Annotated in this window: 18 protein-coding genes, 4 tRNA genes and 1 other RNA gene; 8 read left to right on the top strand and 15 right to left on the bottom strand. The window is 55.0% G+C overall.

What is annotated here, in order from left to right; all coding sequences use genetic code 11:
• Positions 1-33: 33 nt before the first annotated feature.
• From ptsI to cysZ, 4 genes are all read right to left on the bottom strand, one after another.
• A complete protein-coding gene (ptsI, locus tag HF650_RS17095; RefSeq protein WP_187799635.1) occupies positions 34-1,761 on the bottom strand; it encodes a phosphoenolpyruvate-protein phosphotransferase PtsI in 1,728 nt (575 codons plus the stop codon).
• Between the two features lie 48 nt (positions 1,762-1,809).
• A complete protein-coding gene (gene ptsH, locus HF650_RS17090) occupies positions 1,810-2,067 on the bottom strand; it encodes a phosphocarrier protein Hpr (RefSeq protein WP_039079738.1) in 258 nt (85 codons plus the stop codon).
• Positions 2,068-2,449: 382 nt separating this feature from the next.
• Positions 2,450-3,421 (bottom strand): cysteine synthase A, encoded by a 972-nt coding sequence (gene cysK / locus HF650_RS17085; protein ID WP_124967647.1) that lies wholly within the window; start codon positions 3,419-3,421, stop codon positions 2,450-2,452.
• A 140-nt stretch (positions 3,422-3,561) separates the two neighbouring features.
• A complete protein-coding gene (gene cysZ, locus HF650_RS17080) occupies positions 3,562-4,323 on the bottom strand; it encodes a sulfate transporter CysZ (protein ID WP_187799634.1) in 762 nt (253 codons plus the stop codon).
• Between the two features lie 228 nt (positions 4,324-4,551).
• Between cysZ and zipA the strand changes: the two genes are divergently transcribed.
• From zipA to HF650_RS17065, 3 genes are all read left to right on the top strand, one after another.
• Positions 4,552-5,583 carry a cell division protein ZipA gene (zipA, locus tag HF650_RS17075; RefSeq protein WP_223284193.1) on the top strand — a complete coding sequence of 344 codons (1,032 nt, stop codon included), beginning with the start codon at positions 4,552-4,554 and terminating at the stop codon, positions 5,581-5,583.
• A 69-nt stretch (positions 5,584-5,652) separates the two neighbouring features.
• Complete coding sequence (gene ligA, locus HF650_RS17070; RefSeq protein ID WP_187799632.1) at positions 5,653-7,671, top strand: NAD-dependent DNA ligase LigA; 2,019 nt, start codon at positions 5,653-5,655, stop codon at positions 7,669-7,671.
• Positions 7,672-7,887, top strand: coding sequence for a DUF3820 family protein (locus HF650_RS17065; RefSeq protein ID WP_023478979.1), 216 nt, complete (start codon positions 7,672-7,674; stop codon positions 7,885-7,887).
• Here HF650_RS17065 and HF650_RS17060 read toward each other — a convergent pair.
• Complete coding sequence (locus HF650_RS17060; protein ID WP_187799631.1) at positions 7,884-8,873, bottom strand: bile acid:sodium symporter family protein; 990 nt, start codon at positions 8,871-8,873, stop codon at positions 7,884-7,886. The genes HF650_RS17065 and HF650_RS17060 overlap by 4 nt on opposite strands.
• Positions 8,874-8,962: 89 nt before the next feature.
• Here HF650_RS17060 and HF650_RS17055 point away from each other — a divergent pair, with 89 nt between their 5' ends.
• Positions 8,963-9,892: a LysR family transcriptional regulator gene (locus tag HF650_RS17055; protein WP_187799630.1), complete on the top strand. Its 930-nt coding sequence runs from the start codon at positions 8,963-8,965 to the stop codon at positions 9,890-9,892.
• Here the strand turns inward: HF650_RS17055 and HF650_RS17050 are convergent.
• The 6 genes from HF650_RS17050 to HF650_RS17025 all read right to left on the bottom strand — a co-directional run bounded on the left by HF650_RS17050 (position 9,883) and on the right by HF650_RS17025 (position 11,138).
• The gene (locus HF650_RS17050) at positions 9,883-10,242 is read right to left on the bottom strand and encodes a FlxA-like family protein (RefSeq protein WP_187799629.1); all 360 of its coding nucleotides are present in this window, start codon (positions 10,240-10,242) and stop codon (positions 9,883-9,885) included. The genes HF650_RS17055 and HF650_RS17050 overlap by 10 nt on opposite strands.
• Positions 10,243-10,593: 351 nt before the next feature.
• Positions 10,594-10,725, bottom strand: a non-coding RNA gene (locus HF650_RS17045) — RtT sRNA.
• Positions 10,726-10,749: 24 nt separating this feature from the next.
• Positions 10,750-10,825: transfer RNA gene (locus tag HF650_RS17040), tRNA-Lys, on the bottom strand.
• Positions 10,826-10,829: 4 nt separating this feature from the next.
• Positions 10,830-10,905: transfer RNA gene (locus HF650_RS17035), tRNA-Val, on the bottom strand.
• A 40-nt stretch (positions 10,906-10,945) separates the two neighbouring features.
• Positions 10,946-11,021, bottom strand: a tRNA-Val gene (locus HF650_RS17030).
• Positions 11,022-11,062: 41 nt separating this feature from the next.
• A tRNA-Val gene (locus HF650_RS17025) sits at positions 11,063-11,138 on the bottom strand.
• 256 nt (positions 11,139-11,394) lie between these two features.
• Here HF650_RS17025 and gltX point away from each other — a divergent pair.
• Positions 11,395-12,810 (top strand): glutamate--tRNA ligase, encoded by a 1,416-nt coding sequence (gene gltX, locus HF650_RS17020; protein ID WP_187799628.1) that lies wholly within the window; start codon positions 11,395-11,397, stop codon positions 12,808-12,810.
• 52 nt (positions 12,811-12,862) lie between these two features.
• Here the strand turns inward: gltX and HF650_RS17015 are convergent, their stop codons facing one another.
• The 4 genes from HF650_RS17015 to HF650_RS17000 form a co-directional block, all read right to left on the bottom strand.
• Positions 12,863-13,462: a nitroreductase family protein gene (locus tag HF650_RS17015; RefSeq protein WP_187799627.1), complete on the bottom strand. Its 600-nt coding sequence runs from the start codon at positions 13,460-13,462 to the stop codon at positions 12,863-12,865.
• A gap of 209 nt (positions 13,463-13,671) precedes the next feature.
• Positions 13,672-13,914, bottom strand: a complete 243-nt coding sequence (locus HF650_RS17010) for a DUF1158 family protein (protein WP_187799626.1) — start codon at positions 13,912-13,914, stop codon at positions 13,672-13,674.
• Between the two features lie 73 nt (positions 13,915-13,987).
• Positions 13,988-15,895: a methyl-accepting chemotaxis protein gene (locus tag HF650_RS17005; protein ID WP_187799625.1), complete on the bottom strand. Its 1,908-nt coding sequence runs from the start codon at positions 15,893-15,895 to the stop codon at positions 13,988-13,990.
• Between the two features lie 221 nt (positions 15,896-16,116).
• A complete protein-coding gene (locus HF650_RS17000) occupies positions 16,117-17,235 on the bottom strand; it encodes a YbdK family carboxylate-amine ligase (RefSeq protein ID WP_187799624.1) in 1,119 nt (372 codons plus the stop codon).
• Between the two features lie 519 nt (positions 17,236-17,754).
• Between HF650_RS17000 and HF650_RS16995 the strand changes: the two genes are divergently transcribed.
• The 3 genes from HF650_RS16995 to HF650_RS16985 all read left to right on the top strand — a co-directional run bounded on the left by HF650_RS16995 (position 17,755) and on the right by HF650_RS16985 (position 22,584).
• Positions 17,755-19,950 carry a TonB-dependent siderophore receptor gene (locus tag HF650_RS16995; protein ID WP_187802732.1) on the top strand — a complete coding sequence of 732 codons (2,196 nt, stop codon included), beginning with the start codon at positions 17,755-17,757 and terminating at the stop codon, positions 19,948-19,950.
• A 131-nt stretch (positions 19,951-20,081) separates the two neighbouring features.
• Positions 20,082-20,342: a DUF2534 family protein gene (locus HF650_RS16990; protein WP_023479829.1), complete on the top strand. Its 261-nt coding sequence runs from the start codon at positions 20,082-20,084 to the stop codon at positions 20,340-20,342.
• 301 nt (positions 20,343-20,643) lie between these two features.
• Positions 20,644-22,584 carry a methyl-accepting chemotaxis protein gene (locus tag HF650_RS16985; RefSeq protein WP_187799623.1) on the top strand — a complete coding sequence of 647 codons (1,941 nt, stop codon included), beginning with the start codon at positions 20,644-20,646 and terminating at the stop codon, positions 22,582-22,584.
• Positions 22,585-22,684: the final 100 nt, after the last annotated feature.

Raw genomic sequence — 22,684 nt, 5'->3', positions numbered from 1 at the left:
TCCTAAGCAGTAATTTGGGCCGCATCTCGTGGATTAGCAGATTGTTTTTTCTTCAATGAACTTGTTAACCAGCGTCATTAACTCGTCCGTTGTCGGTTGAGCAAGAGCCTGCTCTGCTAACACCTTCGCATCTTCGAAGTTCGTGTTACGAATAATCTTCTTAATGCGCGGGATAGAAATGGCACTCATACTGAATTCATCCAGACCCATCCCCAGCAACAGAAGTGTAGCACGTTCGTCGCCTGCAAGCTCACCACACATGCCGGTCCATTTACCTTCAGCATGAGAAGCATCAATAACTTGCTTGATCAGGTTGAGTACGGACGGCGACATCGGCTGGTAAAGATGTGAAATCATATCATTACCGCGGTCAACTGCCAGGGTGTACTGCGTTAAATCGTTGGTGCCAATACTAAAGAAGTCCACTTCTTTCGCCAGATGGCGCGCAATCGTCGCGGCGGCAGGGGTTTCTACCATCACGCCAATTTCGATGGATTCGTCGAAGGCTTTGCCTTCGTCGCGCAGTTCCTGTTTGTAGATCTCAATCTCTTTCTTCAGTGCGCGCACTTCTTCAACAGAGATGATCATCGGGAACATAATACGCAGTTTGCCGAAAGCAGAGGCACGCAGGATAGCGCGAACCTGATCGCGCAGGATCTCTTTGCGATCCATAGCGATGCGAATGGCACGCCAGCCGAGGAACGGGTTCTCTTCTTTCGGGAAGTTCATGTACGGCAGCTCTTTGTCGCCGCCGATGTCCATGGTACGTACAATCACGGCCTGGGAGCCACAGGCTTCCGCTACCGCTTTGTAGGCGTCGAACTGCTCTTCTTCGGTCGGCAGCGCGTCGCGATCCATAAACAGGAATTCGGTACGGTAGAGGCCAACGCCTTCAGCGCCGTTGCGCTCTGCGCCCGCGACATCGCGAACGGTACCGATGTTGGCGCACACTTCGACCTGGTGACCATCAAGGGTGATCGCCGGCAGATCTTTCAGCTTCGCCAGTTCAGCTTTCTCTTCAGCAACCTGTGCCTGCGCGGCGCGCAGTGCGTCAATCTCGTCGTCGCTCGGGTTAACATAAACTTTGTTGTTTACCGCATCGAGGATCAGATAGTCGCCGTTTTTCACCTGGCTGGTGACGCTACCGGTGCCCACAATCGCCGGCAGCTCAAGGGAGCGCGCCATGATCGAGGTGTGGGAGGTACGACCGCCAATATCGGTGATAAAACCGAGCACTTTTTTCAGGTTCAGCTGGGCAGTTTCGGACGGTGTCAGATCGGCTGCAACCAGAATCACTTCATCCTGAATGGCACTGAGATCGATAATCGGCATACCCAGAATGTTGCGCAGCAGGCGTTTACCAATGTCACGCACGTCAGCCGCACGCTCTTTCAGGTATTCGTCATCCAGCTCTTCCAGGGCGGTTGCCTGACCTTCGATAACTTCATGGGCTGCCGCGTCGGCAGTCATGCTCTTATCTTTAATCAGGGCTATGATTTCCTGCTCCAGCTCCTCATCTTCCAGCAACATAATGTGGCCTTCGAAGATGGCTTCTTTTTCTTCACCGAAAGTTTCACCTGCTTTCGTTTTGATCGCTTCCAGTTGCGCCGATGCCTTGGCACGACCGCTCAGGAAACGCTCAACTTCCTGATCAACCTTGTCGGCAGAAACCTTCTTCCGGTCGATGACGATCTCATCTTCTTTCAGCAAAAGTGCTTTACCGAAAGCGATACCCGGGGATGCTAAAATGCCTGAAATCATAACCCTACCTTTACTTGTGACTGATCTTTAAAGAAACCCGCGAAAAACTTACTCGAGTTCCGCCATCAGTTTAACCAGATGTTCAACTGCTTTTTGCTCATCTTCGCCTTCAGCGGTCAGAGTCACAACGGTGCCCTGAGTCAGGCCCAGAGTTTGCAGTTTGAACAGGCTTTTTGCGCTGGCGCTTTTGCCGTTGGAGGTCACAGTGATTTCAGAAGTGAAGCCTTTTGCTTCTTTAACAAACTGAGCAGCAGGGCGAGTGTGCAGACCGTTCGGAGCTGTAATAGTAACTTCTTGCTGGAACATTGTATTTCCCCAACTTATAGGTTTAGTGTTGTGGAACTAAAGTCTAGCCTGGCGGCAGGACTTTAGCCTGTATAGTTAGCGCTGGCGTAACGAGCCAAGGTACAGATGCCAGAAAGGCGCGGTCTCGTGCATACGCTGATGGTCGTTGACGTTGCTTACGTCATTAAACATTATGCCGTCAAAGCCAGAATTGAACCAAATCATAAAAACGATTCAGCCAGGTGAAATCAGACTTCGATTAATTTCGCGCTTCAAAATAAATGTGATGGTTAAATACCAGACCAGGCCGTTTTCGGCAATGCCAGGTGGGATAAAAGTTTGATGTATGCCACAAAAAAGCACCCCGACGGGTGCTTTTTTGCGCTGATTTAACAATCTGGCATCACTGTTGCAATTCTTTCTCAGTAAAGAGATCGGCAAACAGTGCAGTACTGAGGTAACGCTCACCGGAAGAGGGGAGGATAACCACAATATTTTTATTGGTAAAGGCCTCATCTTCCTGAAGTTTGAGCGCGGCCGCAACGGCAGCACCAGAAGAGATACCGGCCAGGATGCCTTCCTCTTCCATCAGGCGACGCGCGGTGCTGATCGCCTCTTCATTGGTAATTTTCACCACTTTATCAATCAGCTTTAGATCCAGGTTGCCAGGGATAAAACCGGCACCGATACCCTGAATCTTATGCGGGCCCGGCTTCAGCTCTTCGCCCGCCAGCGCCTGCGAGATTACCGGTGAGTCGGTCGGCTCAACGGCAACGCTGATCAGGTCAGTTTTGCCTTTGGTGTTTTTAATGAAGCGGGTAACGCCCGTCAGCGTGCCGCCGGTGCCCACACCAGAGATAAAGACATCCACCTGACCGTCGGTATCTTCCCAAATTTCAGGACCGGTGGTTTTTTCGTGGATCTCCGGGTTCGCCGGATTGCTGAACTGCTGAAGCAGCAGGAATTTTGCCGGATCGCTGGCGACAATCTCTTCCGCTTTCTGAATCGCGCCTTTCATCCCTTTCGCGCCTTCGGTCAGCACCAGGTTTGCGCCAAGCGCTTTCAGCAGCTTGCGGCGCTCAATGCTCATGGTTTCTGGCATAGTCAGCGTCAGCTTGTAACCGCGCGCTGCGGCAACATAGGCCAGCGCGATCCCGGTGTTACCGCTGGTCGGTTCGACCAGTTCAACGCCCGGTTTCAGCACACCACGTTTTTCGGCATCCCAAATCATATTGGCACCGATACGGCATTTTATGCTGAAGCTCGGGTTGCGCGACTCGACCTTCGCCAGAATGCGTCCGTTACCGATGCGGTTCAGTCGAACCAGCGGCGTATGACCAATGGTCAGCGAGTTGTCTTCATAAATCTTACTCATAGCCCGTCCTTAACTGTATGAAATTTGGGAACCGACCCAGCATACGCACTTACCGATGATGCGGAAGTAAGGATTTCGCATATCTATATGCTGCGACGAAATAATGGTTATCAGTATGGAATAAGAAAAGGAATAGTTCCTTAGCGCCAGCTGGCAAGCTTATCGCGATAACAGTCGACCCACATGGCTGTCGCACCACAGACCGCAACCGGCATCACCACCAGATTGAGCACCGGTATCAGCGTGAAGAGGCTGGTCAGCGCGCCGAACTGCATATTGGTCACCTTACGTTCGCGCAACGCCGAGCGCATGGTTTTAAACGGCACTTTATGGTTGTCGAACGGGTAGTCACAATACTGGATCGCCAGCATCCAGGCGCTAAACAGGAACCAGAGCACCGGTGCGACCGTCTGCCCAATACCGGGGATAAAATAGAGGATAAGCAGAATCGCGGCGCGCGGCAGATACCAGGCAAACTTCTGCCACTCGCGTTTCATGATGCGTGGCAGATCTTTCATCAGGCCGAAGATGCCGACGTCCGGCGGCGTCGCGCCCGTTAATCGCGCTTCCAGTTGTTCAGCCAGCAGGCCATTAAATGGCGCAGCAATCCAGTTAGCGAGGGTTGAGAAGAAGTAGCCGAACACCAACAGAATAGAGATAACGATAATCGGCCATAATAGATAGCTGAGCCACTGTAGCCAACCCGGCACGTGGCTCATAAGCATTGGGATCCAGCTATCGAGACGGGTAAAGAGCCACCAGAACGCGCCGCCCATCAGCAGGATATTGACCAGCAGGGGCAGGATCACGAAGCGGCGAATGCCCGGCAACGTGACCAGTTTCCAGCCTTGAGAAAAGTAGTAAAGACCGCTGCGCGCAGCGCCAGGCGAGGATGAAACCATGATTTGGCTGGACTCCTTTTAAACTCATGCGAAAAACCGAAGCTTATAATATTCACCGGACGGGGGAAACCTGTTCGGAAATGTTCGAAAAAACAGCAAAAAGTACGATTTAATTCATCTTTATGCGGTGAATGCTTCCCATCTACTTGCACTTGGCCTAATGCGCAAATACTCTTAGTGAGTAAATGTTTGCCGTGGTGGCAAGGTGTTAGAACAACAGAGAATATAATGATGCAGGATTTGCGTCTGATATTAATCATTGTTGGCGCGATCGCCATAATTGCTTTACTGGTTCATGGTTTCTGGACCAGTCGCAAAGAACGCTCTTCTATGTTCCGCGATCGCCCACTAAAACGTATGAAATCGCGACGTGACGACGACGAGTTTGACGACGAGGACGTCGAAGAAGACGAAGGCGTTGGTGAAGTTCGGGTGCATAAAACCCACAGCGCACCGAAGCCCAGTGTAGAGCAGGAAAATCCGCGTCACGCCGCGCAGCATCAATACCAGCCGCCTTACGCGTCGGCCCAGCCACGCCCGTCGGCACCACCGGTTCAGCAGAGCGAGCCCGCGCACCACGCGCCGCAACCCTATTCGCAGCCTCAGCAACCGGAGCGTCCCGTTGTCGAGCCGCGCGCGGTAGAGCCGCAGCCTGTTGCTCAGCCGACCGCGCCTGCCCAACCTCAGGTGGCACCTCAGCACTTTCCGCAGCAGCCGCCACAACATCAGCATCATCAACCGTCGCCACAACAGCCGCAGATGCAGCCTCAGGTTCACGAGCCTGCGCCGCAGCCAGAGCCGGAGCCGGTTGTGGAAGCGCCGGTAGAAAAACCGCAGCGCAAAGAGACGGTGATTATTATGAACGTCGCAGCCCATCACGGCGCGTCGCTCAATGGCGAGGTGCTGCTAAACAGCATCCTGCAGGCCGGTTTCAAATTTGGCGATATGAATATTTTCCATCGTCATCTCAGCCCGGACGGCAGCGGTCCAGCGCTCTTTAGCCTGGCCAATATGGTCAACCCTGGCACATTTGATATCGAAACCATGGGCGAGATGGCAACTCCTGGCGTCACTATCTTTATGCAGGTGCCCTCCTATGGCGATGAGTTGCAGAACTTCAAGCTGATGCTGCAATCTGCTCAGCATATTGCCGATGAAGTCGGCGGTGTGGTGCTGGATGATCAGCGTCGGATGATGACGCCGCAGAAGCTGCGTGAATATCAGGCGCGTATTCGCGAAGTAAAGGACGCTAACGCGTAACGGTGCGTCACAACACATTCCCTTCCAGAACCCCTGCCCGTCGGGGGTTTTTTACATTGATGGTGCGATATGGAATCAATTGAACAACAACTGACAGAACTGCGAACTACCCTTCGCCATCATGAACATCTCTATCACGTTATGGACGCGCCGGAGATCCCGGATGCCGAGTACGATCGCCTGATGCGCGAGCTGCGCGAGCTGGAAGCGCAACACCCTGAGCTGATTACGCCAGATTCACCGACCCAGCGCGTCGGTGCCGCGCCGCTGACTGCCTTTACGCAGGTGCGCCATGAAGTGCCGATGCTGTCACTCGATAACGTCTTCGATGAAGAGAGTTTTCTGGCATTTAACAAACGCGTACAGGATCGCTTAAAGAGCAGCGATGCACTGATCTACTGCTGTGAGCTGAAGCTCGACGGCCTGGCGGTCAGCCTGCTGTATGAAAATGGGGTGCTGATGCGCGCCGCCACACGCGGCGATGGCACTACCGGCGAAGATATCACCTCTAACGTGCGCACCATCCGCGCCATTCCGCTGAAACTGCGCGGGGAGAACATTCCGGCGCGCCTGGAAGTGCGCGGTGAAGTTTTCCTCCCGCAATCCGGCTTTGAAAAGATTAATGAAGAGGCGCGTCGCACCGGCGGGAAAGTGTTTGCGAACCCGCGTAATGCCGCCGCCGGTTCGCTGCGCCAACTCGACCCTCGCATCACCGCGAAGCGTCCGCTCACCTTCTTCTGCTACGGGATTGGCATCCTCGAAGGCGGCGAGCTGCCCAACAGCCACCTGGCGCGTTTGCAGCAGTTTAAAGCGTGGGGGCTGCCGGTCAGCGATCGTATTCGCCTCTGCGGCACGCCGGAAGAGGTGCTGGCCTTCTACCATAAAGTGGAAGAGGACCGCCCGACGCTCGGCTTTGATATCGACGGCGTGGTAATCAAGGTCGACTCGCTCGATCTGCAGGCGCAGCTCGGCTTTGTGGCACGTGCGCCGCGCTGGGCGGTGGCATTTAAATTCCCGGCCCAGGAGCAGCTGACGTTTGTGCGCGATGTCGAGTTCCAGGTAGGGCGCACCGGGGCGATTACCCCCGTCGCGCGCCTTGAGCCTGTACACGTTGCCGGTGTGCTGGTCAGCAACGCCACCCTGCATAATGCCGATGAGATTGATCGACTTGGGCTACGGATCGGTGACAAAGTGGTGATTCGCCGCGCCGGGGATGTGATCCCGCAGGTGGTGAATGTGGTGCTTTCTGAGCGACCAGAAGAGACACGTGAAGTGACCTTCCCGGCACACTGCCCGGTGTGCGGCTCCGACGTTGAGCGTGTCGAAGGCGAAGCGGTTGCCCGCTGCACCGGTGGCTTAATCTGCGGCGCGCAGCGCAAAGAGTCACTCAAGCACTTCGTCTCGCGCCGCGCGATGGATGTGGATGGTATGGGCGATAAGATTATCGACCAGCTGGTTGAGAAGGAGTATGTCCATACCCCTGCGGATCTCTTCCGCCTGACCGCCGGGAAACTGACGGGTCTCGACCGGATGGGGCCAAAGTCGGCACAAAACGTGGTCAATGCACTGGAGAAAGCGAAAGAGACAACTTTTGCTCGTTTCCTTTATGCACTTGGCGTTCGCGAAGTAGGCGAAGCGACGGCTGCCGGGCTGGCGGCCTACTTCGGCACGCTGGAGGCATTGATTGCGGCTTCGGTTGATGAGCTGCAAAAAGTGCCGGACGTTGGCGTGGTGGTGGCAAAACACGTGCATAACTTCTTCAGTGAAGAGAGCAACCGCGACGTGATTCGTCAGCTGACGGAAGAGGTGGGTATTCACTGGCCCGCGCCGCTGGTGGTCAATGCCGAGGAGATCGACAGCCCGTTCGCCGGTAAAACCGTGGTGCTCACCGGCAGCCTGAGCCAGCTGTCGCGTGACGAAGCCAAAGAGCGCTTAACGGCGTTGGGGGCGAAAGTAGCTGGCAGCGTATCGAAGAAGACCGATCTGGTGATTGCCGGAGAAGCCGCAGGCTCGAAGCTGGCGAAAGCACAAGAGTTGGGCATTGCGGTTATCGACGAAGATGAAATGATTCGTCTGCTGGGAGCGTAAATGGAGAAGGAACAGCTGATAGAGATCGCCAATATGGTGATGCCCTTTGGCAAATACCAGGGGCGTCGGCTGATTGATCTGCCGGAGGAGTACCTGCTCTGGTTCGCCCGTAAGGATCAGTTTCCCGCCGGGCGGCTTGGCGAGTTAATGCAAATCACCTTAGTGATTAAAACTGAGGGGCTAAGCCATCTGGTTCAGCCCCTCAAGCGGCCTTAAGCTTTCGCCGCTTCCTGCGCGGCGTGCTGCTCCGCCTTACGTTTGTAACGGCGGGCCAGCACGGCGCACACCATCAGCTGGATCTGGTGGAAAATCATCAGCGGCAGCACCATCATGCCGATCACCGACGTCGGGAAGAGAATGTTGGCCATCGGTATGCCGTTGGCGAGGCTCTTTTTCGATCCGCAGAAGACAATCGTAATCTCATCCGCTTTATTAAAGCCGCATTTGAGCGCCACCAAAATATTTATCGCAATCACAATCGCCAGCAGAACGATGCTCGCCGCAACGATAAACATCAGCGAGCCGAGGCCCACTTTGTGCCAGATGCCATTTACCACCGCTTCACTGAAGGCTGAATAAACCACCAGCAGAATCGAGGTCTGGTCGGTTTTGGAGATCCACTTTTTATGTTTGGTGACAAATCCCGCCGTCCACGGGCGAGACAGGTGACCGAGCACAAACGGCAGCAGCAGTTGCAGCATGATTTTACCCACCTGCTCAAGGCTGCCCTGCGCGCCATGGAGATTCATCAGCAGGCCAACTAACAGCGGCGACAGGAAGATCCCCAGCAGACTGGAGGCCGACGCCGAGCAGACCGCCGCTGCGACGTTGCCGCCTGCCAGTGAGGTAAAGGCGATGGCCGACTGCACCGTAGCGGGCAGAATGCAGAGATAGAGAAAGCCGGTGTAAAGCTCCTGGCTGATATTGACCGGCGACCACCAGACAAACAGCACGCCGAGCGCCGGAAAGAGCACGAAGGTGCTACACATCACCCACAGGTGTAAACGCCAGTGGCTGCCGCCGGCGATAATCGCTTCGCGGGAGAGCTTCGCGCCGTGCATAAAAAAGAGCAGCGCAATCGCGGCGGTGGTAAGTCCTTCGAAAAAGGGGACGAAACCGCCGCGCGCCGGGAAAAAAGAGGCCAGCAGAACGACGCAAATCAGCGTCAGGGTAAAGGGATCAAGGATACGAAAAAGTTTCATGTGCACTCCTGAAAGTCGATGGCGCTATTGTGCTTTGTCTGCTTTGAGAAATAAAATTGATTTATTGCATCCATTCATGAATTTATTAGATGAATTATTCGCTGCGTCAACTACGTGTCTTTGTCACTGTCGCCCAGGCGAGGAGTTTTAGCCGTGCCGGGGAGATGATCGGCCTCAGCCAGTCGGCGGTCAGCCACAGCGTAAAAGAGCTGGAGCGGCAGACCGGCGTCAAGCTGCTGGATCGCACCACTCGCGAAGTGGTGCTGACCGAAGCGGGTCAACAGCTGGCCGGGAGACTGGAACGTCTATTAGATGAGCTTAGCAGCACGCTGCGTGAAGCGGGCAGGGTAGGGCAGCAGTTAACCGGAACAGTGCGCGTCGCCGCCAGCCAGACGATCTCTGCGCATCTTATCCCGCACTGTATCGCCAGCAGTAATCAGCGCTACCCGGAGATCGATTTTGTGCTGCATGACCGCCCGCAGCAGTGGGTACTGGAGAGCATTCGCCAGGGCGAAGTCGATTTTGGCATTGTGATCGATCCCGGCCCGGCCAGCGATCTGGAGATCGAGGAGATCCTCGCTGAGCCCTTTTTCTTACTGTGTCGCAACGATCACCCCTGGGCACCGCTTGACGCCGTGCCGTGGTCGGCGCTAGATGGCGCCCGGCTGGTGGTGCAGGATTACGCCTCCGGCAGCCGTCCGCTGATTGATGCGGCGCTACACCACTTTGCGGTGCGGGCGAAAATCGTGCAGGAGATTGGTCACCCGGCGACGCTGTTTCCGATGGTGGAGGCGGGGATTGGCATCAGTATTCTGCCCGCGCTGGCGCTGCCACTTCCGCAGGGGAGCCAGCTAATGGTGAAACGGTTGGTGCCGGACATGCAGCGTAAAATTATGCTGGTGCGTCGTAAAAACCGATCGCTTTCCGGCGCGGCGCAGGCGCTATGGGATGTGGTACGGGGAGAGGCCCGGTGTTTAAACCGGGCCCGGGAGAACGATCCGCTCTTTACTCAGATGTAGATATCGACCTGATGATCGACTGAAGGATTATTCACGCCTTCAATTTTGCCCTGCGTCGGGGTGTTCGGATGGTTTTGCGTCTGCTTTTGCTCCGCTTCTTCCGCCTGCTTGCGCATTAACTGTTGTAGTTGTGCCTGCAGCAGCTGGATCTGTTGCTGGATCTGCTCTTGCTGTTTCTTTTTCTGTTCAGCCGTCCCTTCGCTGTTAGGAATATCTTTCAACTGCTGGGTAAGTTTGGCGATCTGCTGCGTCACGCGGCTGATTTGTGCTGCGGTGTCGCTACCGGCGGAAGAGGTACCGCTGGTGCCACCGCCCTGAACAGAGGGGGTTGCTGCCGAAATAGTCGTCATTGAAAACTCCTTTTTTGCCTTAAAAGAGAGTTATCGGCTCAATCGTGGCGGACTTAAATAATAAGCGTGTGAGGGTGTGTCAGCCGCAAGCCCTTGCCCGGCATACTGCCTGCTGGCGCTACGCTTAGCAGGCCTACGAAAACCAGGCGCGGAGAGATATTGTAGGCTGGATAAGGCGAAGCCGCCATCCGGCAAACTGCCTGCTGGCACTGCGCTTAGCAGGCCTACGAAAACCAGGCGCGGAGAGATGTTGTAGGCCGGATAAGGCGAAGCCGCCATCCGGCAAGATGAAGGCACAAATCTTTCAATTCTCAGAAAGCAAAAAAGCGCCTTTAGGGCGCTTTTTTACATTGATGGGTCGTGCAGGATGACTCGCTTCGCTCGCCCTTCGGGCCGTCGCCGCAAGCGGCTCCGTTGTCTCACTGCGTTCGACCCGAACCTGCCGCAGGTTCGAATCTTTGAAACCGGCAGATAGCAAAAAAGCGCCTTTAGGGCGCTTTTTTACATTGGTGGGTCGTGCAGGATTCGAACCTGCGACCAATTGATTAAAAGTCAACTGCTCTACCAACTGAGCTAACGACCCGAAGTGGTGGGTGATGACGGGATCGAACCGCCGACCCCCTCCTTGTAAGGGAGGTGCTCTCCCAGCTGAGCTAATCACCCACTTCGGTACTTCAATGATAAGAATTCGCTGGCGAGAAAGTGGTGGGTGATGACGGGATCGAACCGCCGACCCCCTCCTTGTAAGGGAGGTGCTCTCCCAGCTGAGCTAATCACCCACTTCTCATTCTTATCTACACTGCGGGAACCACATAAAATGTGGTGGGTGATGACGGGATCGAACCGCCGACCCCCTCCTTGTAAGGGAGGTGCTCTCCCAGCTGAGCTAATCACCCCCGCTGTGTGGAGTCGCATTATAGGGAGAGTTGAAAATGAGTCAACGCATTTTCAAAAGAAATTGTTCGTTCGTCGTAAAATTAGACAAACCGCTGACGAATCGATCGCGAGCGCATGATTTATAAACAAAATAGCCCATTTGCTGCGCCATTTGGGTAACAACATTGAGGAATCAGCCCACAGTGATAGAATATCGCCCACTTTTCTATTAGGTATTGCCGACGGTCGGCATCGCTATCAACGTAAGGCCAATTCATGAAAATCAAAACTCGCTTCGCGCCAAGCCCCACCGGCTATTTGCACGTTGGCGGCGCGCGCACTGCTCTCTACTCCTGGCTGTTTGCCCGCAATCAAGGCGGTGAGTTTGTGCTGCGCATCGAAGACACCGATCTTGAGCGTTCCACTCCGGAAGCAATCGAAGCCATTATGGATGGCATGAACTGGCTGAGCCTCGAGTGGGATGAAGGTCCATACTTCCAGACCAAACGCTTCGATCGCTACAACGCGGTGATTGATGAAATGCTGGAAGCGGGCACCGCCTATAAATGCTACTGCTCGAAAGAGCGCCTTGAGCAGCTGCGCGAAACGCAGATGGCAAACAATGAGAAACCCCGTTACGACGGCCGCTGCCGCCATGACCATTCTCACCATGCTGATGATGAGCCGTGCGTGGTGCGTTTTGCCAACCCGCAGGATGGGTCGGTGATTTTCGACGACCAGATCCGCGGTCCGATCGAGTTCAGCAACATGGAACTCGACGATCTGATCATTCGCCGTACTGATGGCTCCCCGACCTACAACTTCTGTGTGGTCGTCGATGACTGGGATATGGCGATCACGCATGTGATTCGTGGTGAAGACCACATCAACAACACCCCGCGCCAGATCAACATCCTGAAAGCGCTGAACGCGCCGGTGCCGGTTTACGCGCACGTTTCCATGATCAACGGCGACGACGGTAAAAAGCTCTCCAAGCGTCATGGCGCGGTGAGTGTAATGCAGTATCGCGATGATGGTTACCTGCCGGAAGCGCTGCTCAACTACCTGGTGCGTCTGGGCTGGTCCAGCGGCGATCAGGAGATCTTCAGCCGCGAAGAGATGATTAAACTCTTCTCACTCGATGCGGTGAGCAAATCCGCCAGTGCGTTTAATACCGATAAGCTGCTGTGGCTGAACCATCACTATATCAACACCCTGGCGCCGGAGTATGTGGCCACCCATCTGCAGTGGCACATCGAGCAGGAAAATATCGATACCCGTACCGGCCCGCAGCTGGCGGAACTGGTGACCCTGCTGGGCGAGCGTTGCAAAACGCTGAAAGAGATGGCGGCAAGCTGCCGTTACTTCTATGAAGAGTTTGCTGAATTTGACGCTGATGCGGCGAAAAAACATCTGCGTCCGGTCGCACGTCAGCCGCTGGAAGTGGTTCGTGATAAACTCGCCGCCATCACCGACTGGAGCGCTGAAAACGTGCATCATGCCATTCAGGCTACTGCCGATGAGCTGGAAGTGGGCATGGGTAAAGTCGGCATGCCGCTGCGCGTGGCAGTGACCGGTGCCGGTCAGTCACCGGGTCTGGATGTCACCGTCCACGCGATTGGCAAAACCCGCAGCATTGAGCGCATCAATAAAGCGCTTGGTTTTATCGCTGAGCGTGAAAGCCAGCAGTAAGTGAAAAAAAAGCCGCCTGAGAAGGCGGCTTTTTTATATGTTCGAAGGCAAATTAACGCGCAACCACGAAGCGTTTATCGTCATCCATAAAGGCTTTATCGCCTGCGGGCGCCATAATCGAACCAAAGTTCATATGACCGCGCAGTTTCCAGCTCGCCGGGATATTCCAGGTGCGCTGTACATCTTCATCTACCAGCGGGTTGTAGTGCTGCAGGTTAGCGCCGATACCTTTCTCTGCCAGCGCCACCCAAACTGCATACTGGGCGATACCAGTGCTGTGTTCAGACCATACCGGGAAGTTATCAGCATACGCGGCAAACTGCTCCTGCAGTCGGGTCACCACTTCCTGATCTTCAAAGAACAGCACCGAACCTGCTGCTGCCGCGAAACCGTCTAATTTTTGCGAGGTGGCGTGGAAATTCTCTTCCGGCACAATTTTCTTCAGCTGGGCACGGGTCAACTCCCAGAACTGCTCATGCTCTTTACCCAGCAGGATCAGCGCACGCGAACTTTGTGAGTTGAATGCCGACGGTGCCTGGCGAATCGCCTCTTTGATAAGTTCAATCACCTCATCTTCCGCCAAAGGCAGGTTTTTGCCGAGGGCATAGATGGTTCTACGTTGTTTAGCTAAAGCGAGAAAGTTGTCTGACATGGTTCCTCCTGAAGTTATCTGCACTTCCGCTGTGCTGTTGCCAGCCAATGGCGGAGTAAGCGCCTGAAAGCAAATTTATAACCGGTTGAACATTCATTGCATCAATATGCTGCCTCGGAAAAGCATAGGCCTGCGATGTAATAAAGAAAAGTCCAACAATTTGCCGTTAACATTCAAAAAATTAGAATGAGCCAGATATTCGCGCAGCGTTAAACCGCCAGCCAGCGCCGCCAGATAAAGCGTAAAACATAGAATTCAACGGTGCCCAGCAGTAAAAACCAGAGGCAGTAGAGCAGGGTATAAAACTGGTTTAAATCCAGAAAATGGAAGGTTTGCATCAGCGTTTGCGCCAGCTGCATGCCCAGTTGCGGCGCAGGAAGCAGCAGCACAGAGATAAAAGCCAGCAGCAGGATGCCAGCAAGCGTGACCAGCGATTCGAGGGGATGTTTCATAAGCGTTAATCATTGATGAAAAAACGCATTGTCGGGGAAAGCCGGCCTGAGCGCAACGTTCCCCGACCTTCACTCAGGCGACCACGAAGCGGTCGACCAGCTCCGACATGGTTTCAGACTGCTGGTCCAGCAGTTGGCTGGCGCTGGCAGCGCTCGCCACCAGACCGGCGTTTTGCTGCGTAACCTGCTCCAACTGGTTGAGCGCATCATGCACCTGCGAAACCCCCAGCGACTGCTCATTCGCCGCGTGGGCGATATCGCTGACAAACGACAGCATCTGGCCGGTGTTCTCGCGAGCCGCATGCAGCGCGCGATCGGAGGCCTGTGCCAGCGCCACGCCTTGCTGGATTTGATCCATATTTTTACTCACCAGCTCGCGGATCTGCTGCGCCTCATTGGCGCAGCGCTGCGACAGGTTACGCACCTCCGATGCCACTACCGCAAAGCCTTTGCCCAGCTCACCGGCGCGCGCCGCTTCCACTGCGGCATTCAACGCCAGCAGGTTGGTCTGGAATGAGATCTCATCGATCGAACTGACAATGCTTGAGATCTGTTCGCTGGAGTGGCGAATAGCCGACATGCTATTGCTGGTTTCACCCGCCACGCGGCTCGCCTCCTGCACCTGTTTCTCCATCTCCTGCGTCAGCCGTTTTGCTTCATTGGCATTGTCTGCCGTCATGTTTACCGCCGTGGCGATCTGCTCCATGCTGGCAGCGGTTTCCACCAGCGAGGCGGCTTGTTGATCGGTGCGGGATGCCAGATCCTGATTACCGCTGGCGATCTCTGAGCTGGCACCGCGCAGCACGCCAGCACCATGTTTGATCTCACTGACGATATGCTGAATATTCTCAATCGCCTGGTTGTAGGCGCGGTTAAGCAGAGAGAGCTCGTCGCTGCCCGGCACATCCAGCCGCTGAGTGAGATCGCCATCCATCCCTTCGATAGTAGCCAGTGAATGCTGCAACTGACGGTGAATGCTGCTGGCGACCAGCACGGCAAAGAAAAGGGCGATGATAAGCGCAATCGCGCTTATCACTGCGAAAAGGGTGACTTCGCGCCAGGCCTCATCGGCCAGCGTCTGCGCGGTAACCAGTAAGTGAGTAGAGGCAGCCTCTTCAACGGCTCTCAGCGTGTTGATGCGCGCGGTCTGCGCGTTAAACCAGTCGGCGGGCGCGACGCCAAAGCCGCCGGTGGCCGCATGATCGATAGCGGTCTGACGTAAGGCGAGTGCTTTAAGCGCCTGCGGTGAGTTCAGCTGCGCGCTCATTTTCGCATTCACCTCTGCGGAGCTAAACGCGTGGGTCGCCGCCAGCCATGAAGCCTGTTTACCCACCACTTCATTTAGCTGGCGGAATTGCGCCTCGGTAAAACTGTCGGCTGAGAAGACGTTCGACAGCAGCGCGCGCTCAATACCGCTCTGCTCTTTGGTATTCAGCACGCTGTAGTAGGCCGCCAGCTGGTTAACAATCTCGCCGTTATCCGTTAACTGGCTAATACCACCCACCACATTCAACAAGTCATTAATAATGGTGCTGTACCAGACCAGTGAATCGGAGCCGTTAACGCTTAATGCACGTACCTGGTCGCGAAAGAGATTAATACCCTGCTGATGCTGGCGAAATTGCGTCAGTGCATGGCGAATATCGCTATTCGCTTCCTGTTCCGGAAATTGATTGAGCAGTTCGGTTAATTGTGTCAGCGCTCTTGTCGAGACGGGATATTGCGCAGATAACTCATTATTGAATTGCTGGCCTTTACTACCGATATAGCCTGCGCTTAAGCCGCGCTCTTTTTGCAACTCATGAATGACGCTACCGGCATCTTTTGCCAGCGTCGTTAACGAAATAATGGTGTGCATCTGCTGGCCAGTCTCGACGCGCGACATGATGCCGCTGGCAGCAAGCCAGATAAGCGCAAACAACAGAGGCAGCAAAGCTAATAACAGTTTTGACTTCATTGAGATACGGTAAATCCACTTCATAAAAAGGCCCCTTGTTCGCGTGTATATATTTGTTATCGGAGTGATTACGCGGACGCTTTATTTTTAATGCAGGGGTTGTTGATATTTATCAATTCCTTCGAAATGCCTCTACTCCTTAAGTATTAGTTATTTAAGAAATATCCCTGTGAACCCACCAACCGAGGATTTGCCGCAGATGAAATATATCCTGCGGCAAAAAATAACCCTAATTAATAGAGGGATTAGCCCGCAGCCCAAATTTCGGTATGCTTTTTCATCAGGCCAATTAATGATCCGCCATCGGCAATAAATTCCCGCATCAGCTGCGCCTCGCTTTTGCCGCGTTTAACGCAGACCGCAATTTCATCCAGCGCACTGCTGGCATTAAGCTTGTCGGCCCACGGCGCAATCTTCTCCAGCAGGTGCGACACATCATCAGCAATGGTGCGCTGTTCGCCGGTATGCACATCGGTTATCACCCCTTTAAGGCCGAAGCGGCAGGCCTGAAAACGGTTGAATTTATAGAGCAGGTAGTCTCGCTCCTGGAATTTAAACGGACGCTCTGCCAGCAGCCAGTGCGACAGCGCCTGAATAAAGCCCGCCAGGCTGACAGCGTGGGAAATAGTCAGCGGCGTATCCATCACCCGCACTTCGACGGTACCGAAACCGGGACTTGGGCGGATATCCCAGTGCAGATCTTTAATGCTCTCAATCATCGAGGTGTAGCTTAAGCGGCGAAACAGCCCTTCAAACTCCTGCCAGTTCGCCACCCACGGCATGGGGCCGTTATCCGGGAAAGAGGAGAAAATATTGAGGCGCGAAGAGGCAAACTGCGTATCGGTGCCCTGAATATAGGGCGAGCTGGCGCTCAGGGCGATAAAGTGCGGAACAAACCGCGACAGCCCGTGCAGCAGATAGATGGCATCGTCGCCATTGGTACAGCCGACATGCACATGCTGACCAAACACCGTTGCCTGCTGCATCAGATAGCCGAACATCTCCAACGTGCGGGCATAACGCTCATCCGCGCAGATTTGTTGACGTTGCCACTTCTGAAACGGGTGGGTGCCACCGCCGCAAATCTGCACATGGTGCTCGCCTGCGGCTTGCAATATGGCGTGGTGCATCGCTGAAAATTGATGCGCAACCTGGCGGATATCGCGACAGACGCCGGTGGCAATCTCCAGCATGCTTTCGGTGATGTCGTGCTTAACCTCACCGGCGCTGATGCGGTGTTGAAGGGCGTCGATAAGCCGGGTTGAGTCCTGGCTCAAGTCATAGCCTGGTGGGTTAACCACCTGCAGCTCCAGTTCAACGCCGAGGGTAAAGGGCTCAGAGACATGAAAATCGGGCAAAGACATAACCATTCCTTACGCAAATGTTTGTTTGAGTATGGAAGGGAATCACTAATTATGCCCGGCGCAGCGGGAGGGAAGGGGAGCTAAAAAAGCAAAAAAAGCCCGCACAAACGGCGGGCAAAAATACTGGAAGCAATGTGAGCAATGTCGTACCGAATACCTGAGTCATTCACTCAACTATTCGGTAATGCGAAAGATAATCTTTATCATCTTCATGGTCAACCCTGTATTTTGTAAGTGATAGTACTTTTCTTTTAGCGCTAAGAACGACGCAGAGCGGTGAAGGTTAATTATGCTTGCCACATTAAAGTTAATGAGTATATTTCTCATTCTCTTTGATGTTTGGTGGCACCGCCGAGGCGCAGTGCACCATCAACGTCTGGATATTACCCGCCCGGGCATACAGGTAATAAACGCGAAAAGGCAGGCGGGGAGAGGCAATGGCGACCAGCCAGCAGGCTGAGCTCCCTATCAGTCCGGCCCGGCAACGGCCCTTTTTCTCCACTTCGATATGAGTCGATGATGAATAACAGCACACAGACCTGGTCACCTCTGCGCAAGAGTTTGCTTGCGCTCGCGATTGGCGCGGCGACGCACGCCGCACAGGCAGCAACACCCGCCAGCGACACGAAGGAGGAGACGCTGATTGTCCAGTCCTCCAGCGGTAGCGATTTCAAACCCGGCGGCGACGCGCTGGTGCCGGCCTATCTTGATGGTCAGGTCGCCTACGGCGGGCGGCTTGGTATGCTCGGCGAACAGAAGGCGATGGATGTGCCGTTTAACGTGATCGGCTTCACCTCAAAGCTGGTGCAGGATCAGCAGGCGAAAACCATCGCCGATGTGGTGCGCAATGATGCCGGCGTGCAGGTCAGTCAGGGCTACGGCAATATGGCGGAAACCTACCGCATTCGCGGTTTTAAACTTGATGGCGACGACATGTTAATGGGCGGCCTGGCAGGTATAGTGCCGCGCCAGGTGGTTGATACGCAGATGCTTGAACGGGTGGAAGTTTTCAAAGGGGCGAATGCGTTAATGAACGGCGCAGCCACCTCCGGCGTGGGCGGGATGATCAACCTTGAGCCAAAGCACGCTGACGATACGCCGCTGACGCGTCTCGGCGTCGATTATGCATCGCGCTCGCAGGTGGGCGGCTCGCTGGATGTTGGACGACGTTATGGCGATAACAACCAGGTCGGGGTGCGCGTTAACCTGCTGCATCGCGAAGGCGAAACCACGGTTGAAGATGATAAACGCCGCACTACCGCTGCCTCCATTGGCCTCGATTATCGCGGTGAGCGCCTGCGCAGCTCCCTCGATGTTGGCTACCAGAAGAAGACCTTCCACGGCGGCTCGATGGGGGTCAATATCAGCAACATCGATTTCGTGCCTGCCGTGCCGGGTAACAGCAAAAATCCCAGCCAGAAATGGGCGTGGAGCGATATTGAAAATGAGTTTGGCCTTGCGCGCGCGGAGTATGATTTTACCGATAGCTGGACGGGCTACGCCGCCTTTGGCGGTCAGCACTCTCATGAGAAGGGTGTCTACGGCACACCGAAGCTGATCAACGCCGCGGGCGATGCGACGATTGGTCGCCTTGATACGAATCGTATCAGCGATAGCTGGAGCGGTATGGCGGGTCTGCGCGGCAACTTCGACACCGGCCCCGTGTCGCACAAGGTCAATATCGGTTACTCCGCCAGCATCAAGCAGGACAAGGTCGCCTGGCGCATGTCGTCAAAGAATCCGCTGGTCAATATCTACAACAACAGCGCAGTGCCGATGCCGGATTACACTCTGACCGGCGGCAACTACAGCGATCCGTTAACCACCGGGCGCAACCGCACCCAGGGCTGGCTACTGAGCGATACCCTTGGCGTGCTTGACGATACGCTGCTCTTCACCGCAGGCGCGCGTTACCAGAAAGTATGGGTACACAGCTACAGCAATGCCACCGGCGCGGAGACCCGAACCGGGCGCTTTATAGAAGATCGCTGGATGCCGACCTACGGCGTGGTCTACAAACCGTGGGAAGTGGTCTCGCTCTACGCCAACCACACCGAAGCACTGCAACCAGGCAGTACCGCGCCGGAAGGGGCGGCTAACCAGTATCAAACCACCGGCATCGCCCACTCGAAACAGAATGAGGTGGGGATAAAAACGGACTTTGGCCGCATCGGCGGTACGCTGTCGCTGTTTGAAATTAAGAAGCCGTCGGCTATCCAGAACAGCAGCACCAATATTTATGAACTGAGCGGCGAGCAGCGCAACCGTGGTATTGAGCTGAGCCTGTTTGGCGAGCCGACGCTCGGCCTGCGCCTGAATGGTAGCGCGACCTGGATTGATGCTGAGATGACCAAAACGCAGGATGGCGTCAATCAGGGGAATAAACCGGTTGGCGTGGCGGGCTTCTACTCGGTACTCGGCGCGGAGTATGACATCGCCGCCGTTGAGGGGCTAACGGCCACGGCGCGAGTTAACCACACCGGATCGCAGTATGCCAACGCGGCGAACAGCAAGAAGCTGGATAGTTACACCACTCTCGATCTGGGTGCGCGCTACCGCATGCGCTTGAATGCCGATCGCAACGAGATGGTGTGGCGCGTCGGGCTGGATAACGTCACCAACAAGAAGTACTGGGCAAGCGTGGAAGATAACGGCACCTATATCTACCGGGGCGGCGGTCGCGAGCTGAAAGTGTCAATGAGCTACGATTTTTAATCGCAAGTGGCAGCAGGGCGGATGGCGTTCAGCTTATCCGGCATGTTGCCTTTTATTTGCTCAATCACAACATTTAAACAGCAGATCGGTTACACTCGCGGCACAGAAAATCCACATGAAAGGAGAGTGAGATGCTGGAAAAATTACGAACCCGCGACGGAAAAAAATTTCTCTGCGCGGTGCTGGTCGTCTTCCTGATTGCCGTAAGCGTGGTGTCAAAAGTGACCTTCGAAGGCGTTGAGGATCAATACAACCTGCCGATGTCCTCCTGGACCACCTCAATGTTTATCATGCAGGGCGCATGGGTGGCGATTTACAGCCTGATGTTTACCATCATCGGCTCGCTGCCGTTTGGCTTCTACTTCCTCGGCCCGAAAGACGATCGCGGCTGATCCCTCTCGCCCCGGTTTCTCCACCGGGGCAGTTTTCGTTATCACATTATGTAAATAAAGTTATCGGCCTTTCACGCAGTAGAAAACTCTGCTTTAAGTGACAGTGCCCGATAAGTTAACCATCGCTACATTAAGCGCCAAGTTAGCCTGCTGTCATGGTGGGTGAAAGGGCGTGTTTCCCTCTCCTGTATGTCCATATTCAACGATTAAAGATCAAAAAATAAACGCCGATAGCATGGGTACAGGGAGTGCATGCTGCAAGGAACATTGATGACAGAAGGCTGACTCCAGGAGAGCCGTAATGGCCAGACAATTCGTGAATAAAAAAATGAGCACCCGCGCGCAGATGCTGCTGACGGGCGCCATCACCATCACCCTCGGTTTTGTGGTCACCATCGGGGTACTGAGCTGGCAGTCCAGCAATCAGCAAAAAGCCCTCGCCGAACAATATCTGCAAAAAATCGCCCGCAGTGAGGCGCTCACCATTCAGCAACAGCTGAACTATGCGCGCGATGTGGCGCATAACCTCGGCCATAGCCTGGCTGCGCTGCCGCAGGCCGGGATTACCGATCGTAACGTGGGAAATAAGTTAATCGAGTACGCGGTGCGCGATAACCCGGACTACCTCTCCGTGTCGGTGATTTTTGAAGAGAACGCCTTCGATGGGCGTGACGCGGAGTTTGCTGGTAAACCGGATCAGGCTCCCAAAGGGCGCTATGCGGTGTTCGCCGATCGCGATCCTGCGGGTAAATACGCCATGCATCCGCTGCTCTCGATCTTTACGCCGGGGCAGGGTGACTACTACCTGGTGCCGCAACGCACGCAAAAAGATACGCTGATCGAACCCTATAGCTATGCCTATAACGGCGTGCCGACGCTGTTAACCTCGGTTGCCGCGCCGATCGTCAACGATGGCAAACTCACTGCGGTGGTCACCTCCGATATTTCGCTGGCTTCTTTGCAGCAGAAAGTGAACCAGATCAAACCGTGGGAAGGCGGTGGTTATGCAATGCTGCTCTCTACCTCCGGGAAAGTGATCTCCTACCCAGATAAGAAACTGACCAGCAAACCCTTTCCTGGCAATACCGAAGGTTTTACCTCGAGTGTGGTGGAGCAGGAGGATCCGATCCTCGGTGAGAAAGCGCTGGTGACCTGGCAGCCCGTCACTATCGGTAATAGCACCGATAACTGGTATCTCGGCATCGTCGCGCCGGTCAGTCAGGTGATGGCTGCCGCTAACCGCCAACTGCTTAACGCCGTGATCCTTGGCGTCATCAGCATCCTGCTGGTCAGCGCGCTGCTGGGGCTTGTCTTTAGCCGTAAAGTGTTGAAACCGATTGGCGGCGAGCCGCTGGAAGGGGCCAGCATTGCGCTGGCGGTCGCCGAAGGCAAACTTGATAACGTTATTGTGGTGAAAGAGGGCGATCGCAGCAGCCTCTTCTATGCGCTGCACACCATGCAGGATCAACTGCGCCAGATGGTGGGGCAGATTCAGGAGGCGAGCAGCTCCGTGCGCCAGGGCGCGGGCGAGATTGTTAGCGGCAACATCAACCTTTCGTCCCGTACCGAGCAGCAGGCCGCCGCGCTGGAGCAGACCGCCGCCAGCATGGAGCAGTTCAGCGCCACGGTTAAACACAACGCCGATAATGCGCATCATGCCACTGCGTTGACCGCTAATGCTACACAGATTGCCAGCCGCGGCGAAGCGCTTGTCGGCCAGGTGGTACAAACGATGTCGCAGATTGACGATAGTGCGAAGAAGATTGGCGATATCACCGCCATCATCAATAGCATCGCATTCCAGACCAATATTCTGGCGCTGAACGCCGCGGTGGAAGCGGCACGCGCCGGCGAGCAGGGGCGTGGCTTTGCCGTGGTCGCCTCGGAAGTGCGTAATCTGGCAAGCCGCAGCGCCGATGCCGTAAAAGAGATTGGCGCGCTGATTGAAGAGTCCGGCAAACGCGTTGAAAGTGGGGTGCAGCTGGTGAACGACGCCGGTAAAACCATGCAGGAGATGACCCTGGCAGTGAACTCGGTGCAGTCCATCATTAATGAGATTGTCAGCGCCTCCGATGAGCAAGCCAAAGGCATTAGTCAGGTGACAATCGCGGTCAATGAAATGGATGGTGTAACCCAGCAGAACGCCTCGCTGGTGCAGGAGATGGCCGCCGCCGCCACCTCGCTGGAAGATCAGGCAGAGCAGCTGGCGCAGAGCGTGCAGCAGTTCCGTCTACAAGCCTGACTGGCGCGGGGAGTCTGTTAGTCCAGGCTCCCCGCTGCCGGTACCATTTCTTGCCAGCCCCTGGCGGAGATGTTAAAAGGTGCCCCTTTAAATGAAACCA

The organism is Kosakonia sp. SMBL-WEM22 (assembly GCF_014490785.1).
In the GTDB taxonomy this organism is placed as follows: domain Bacteria; phylum Pseudomonadota; class Gammaproteobacteria; order Enterobacterales; family Enterobacteriaceae; genus Kosakonia.
Note: the sequence above shows the minus strand (reverse complement) of the source record. Positions and strands in the feature narration are given on the sequence as shown.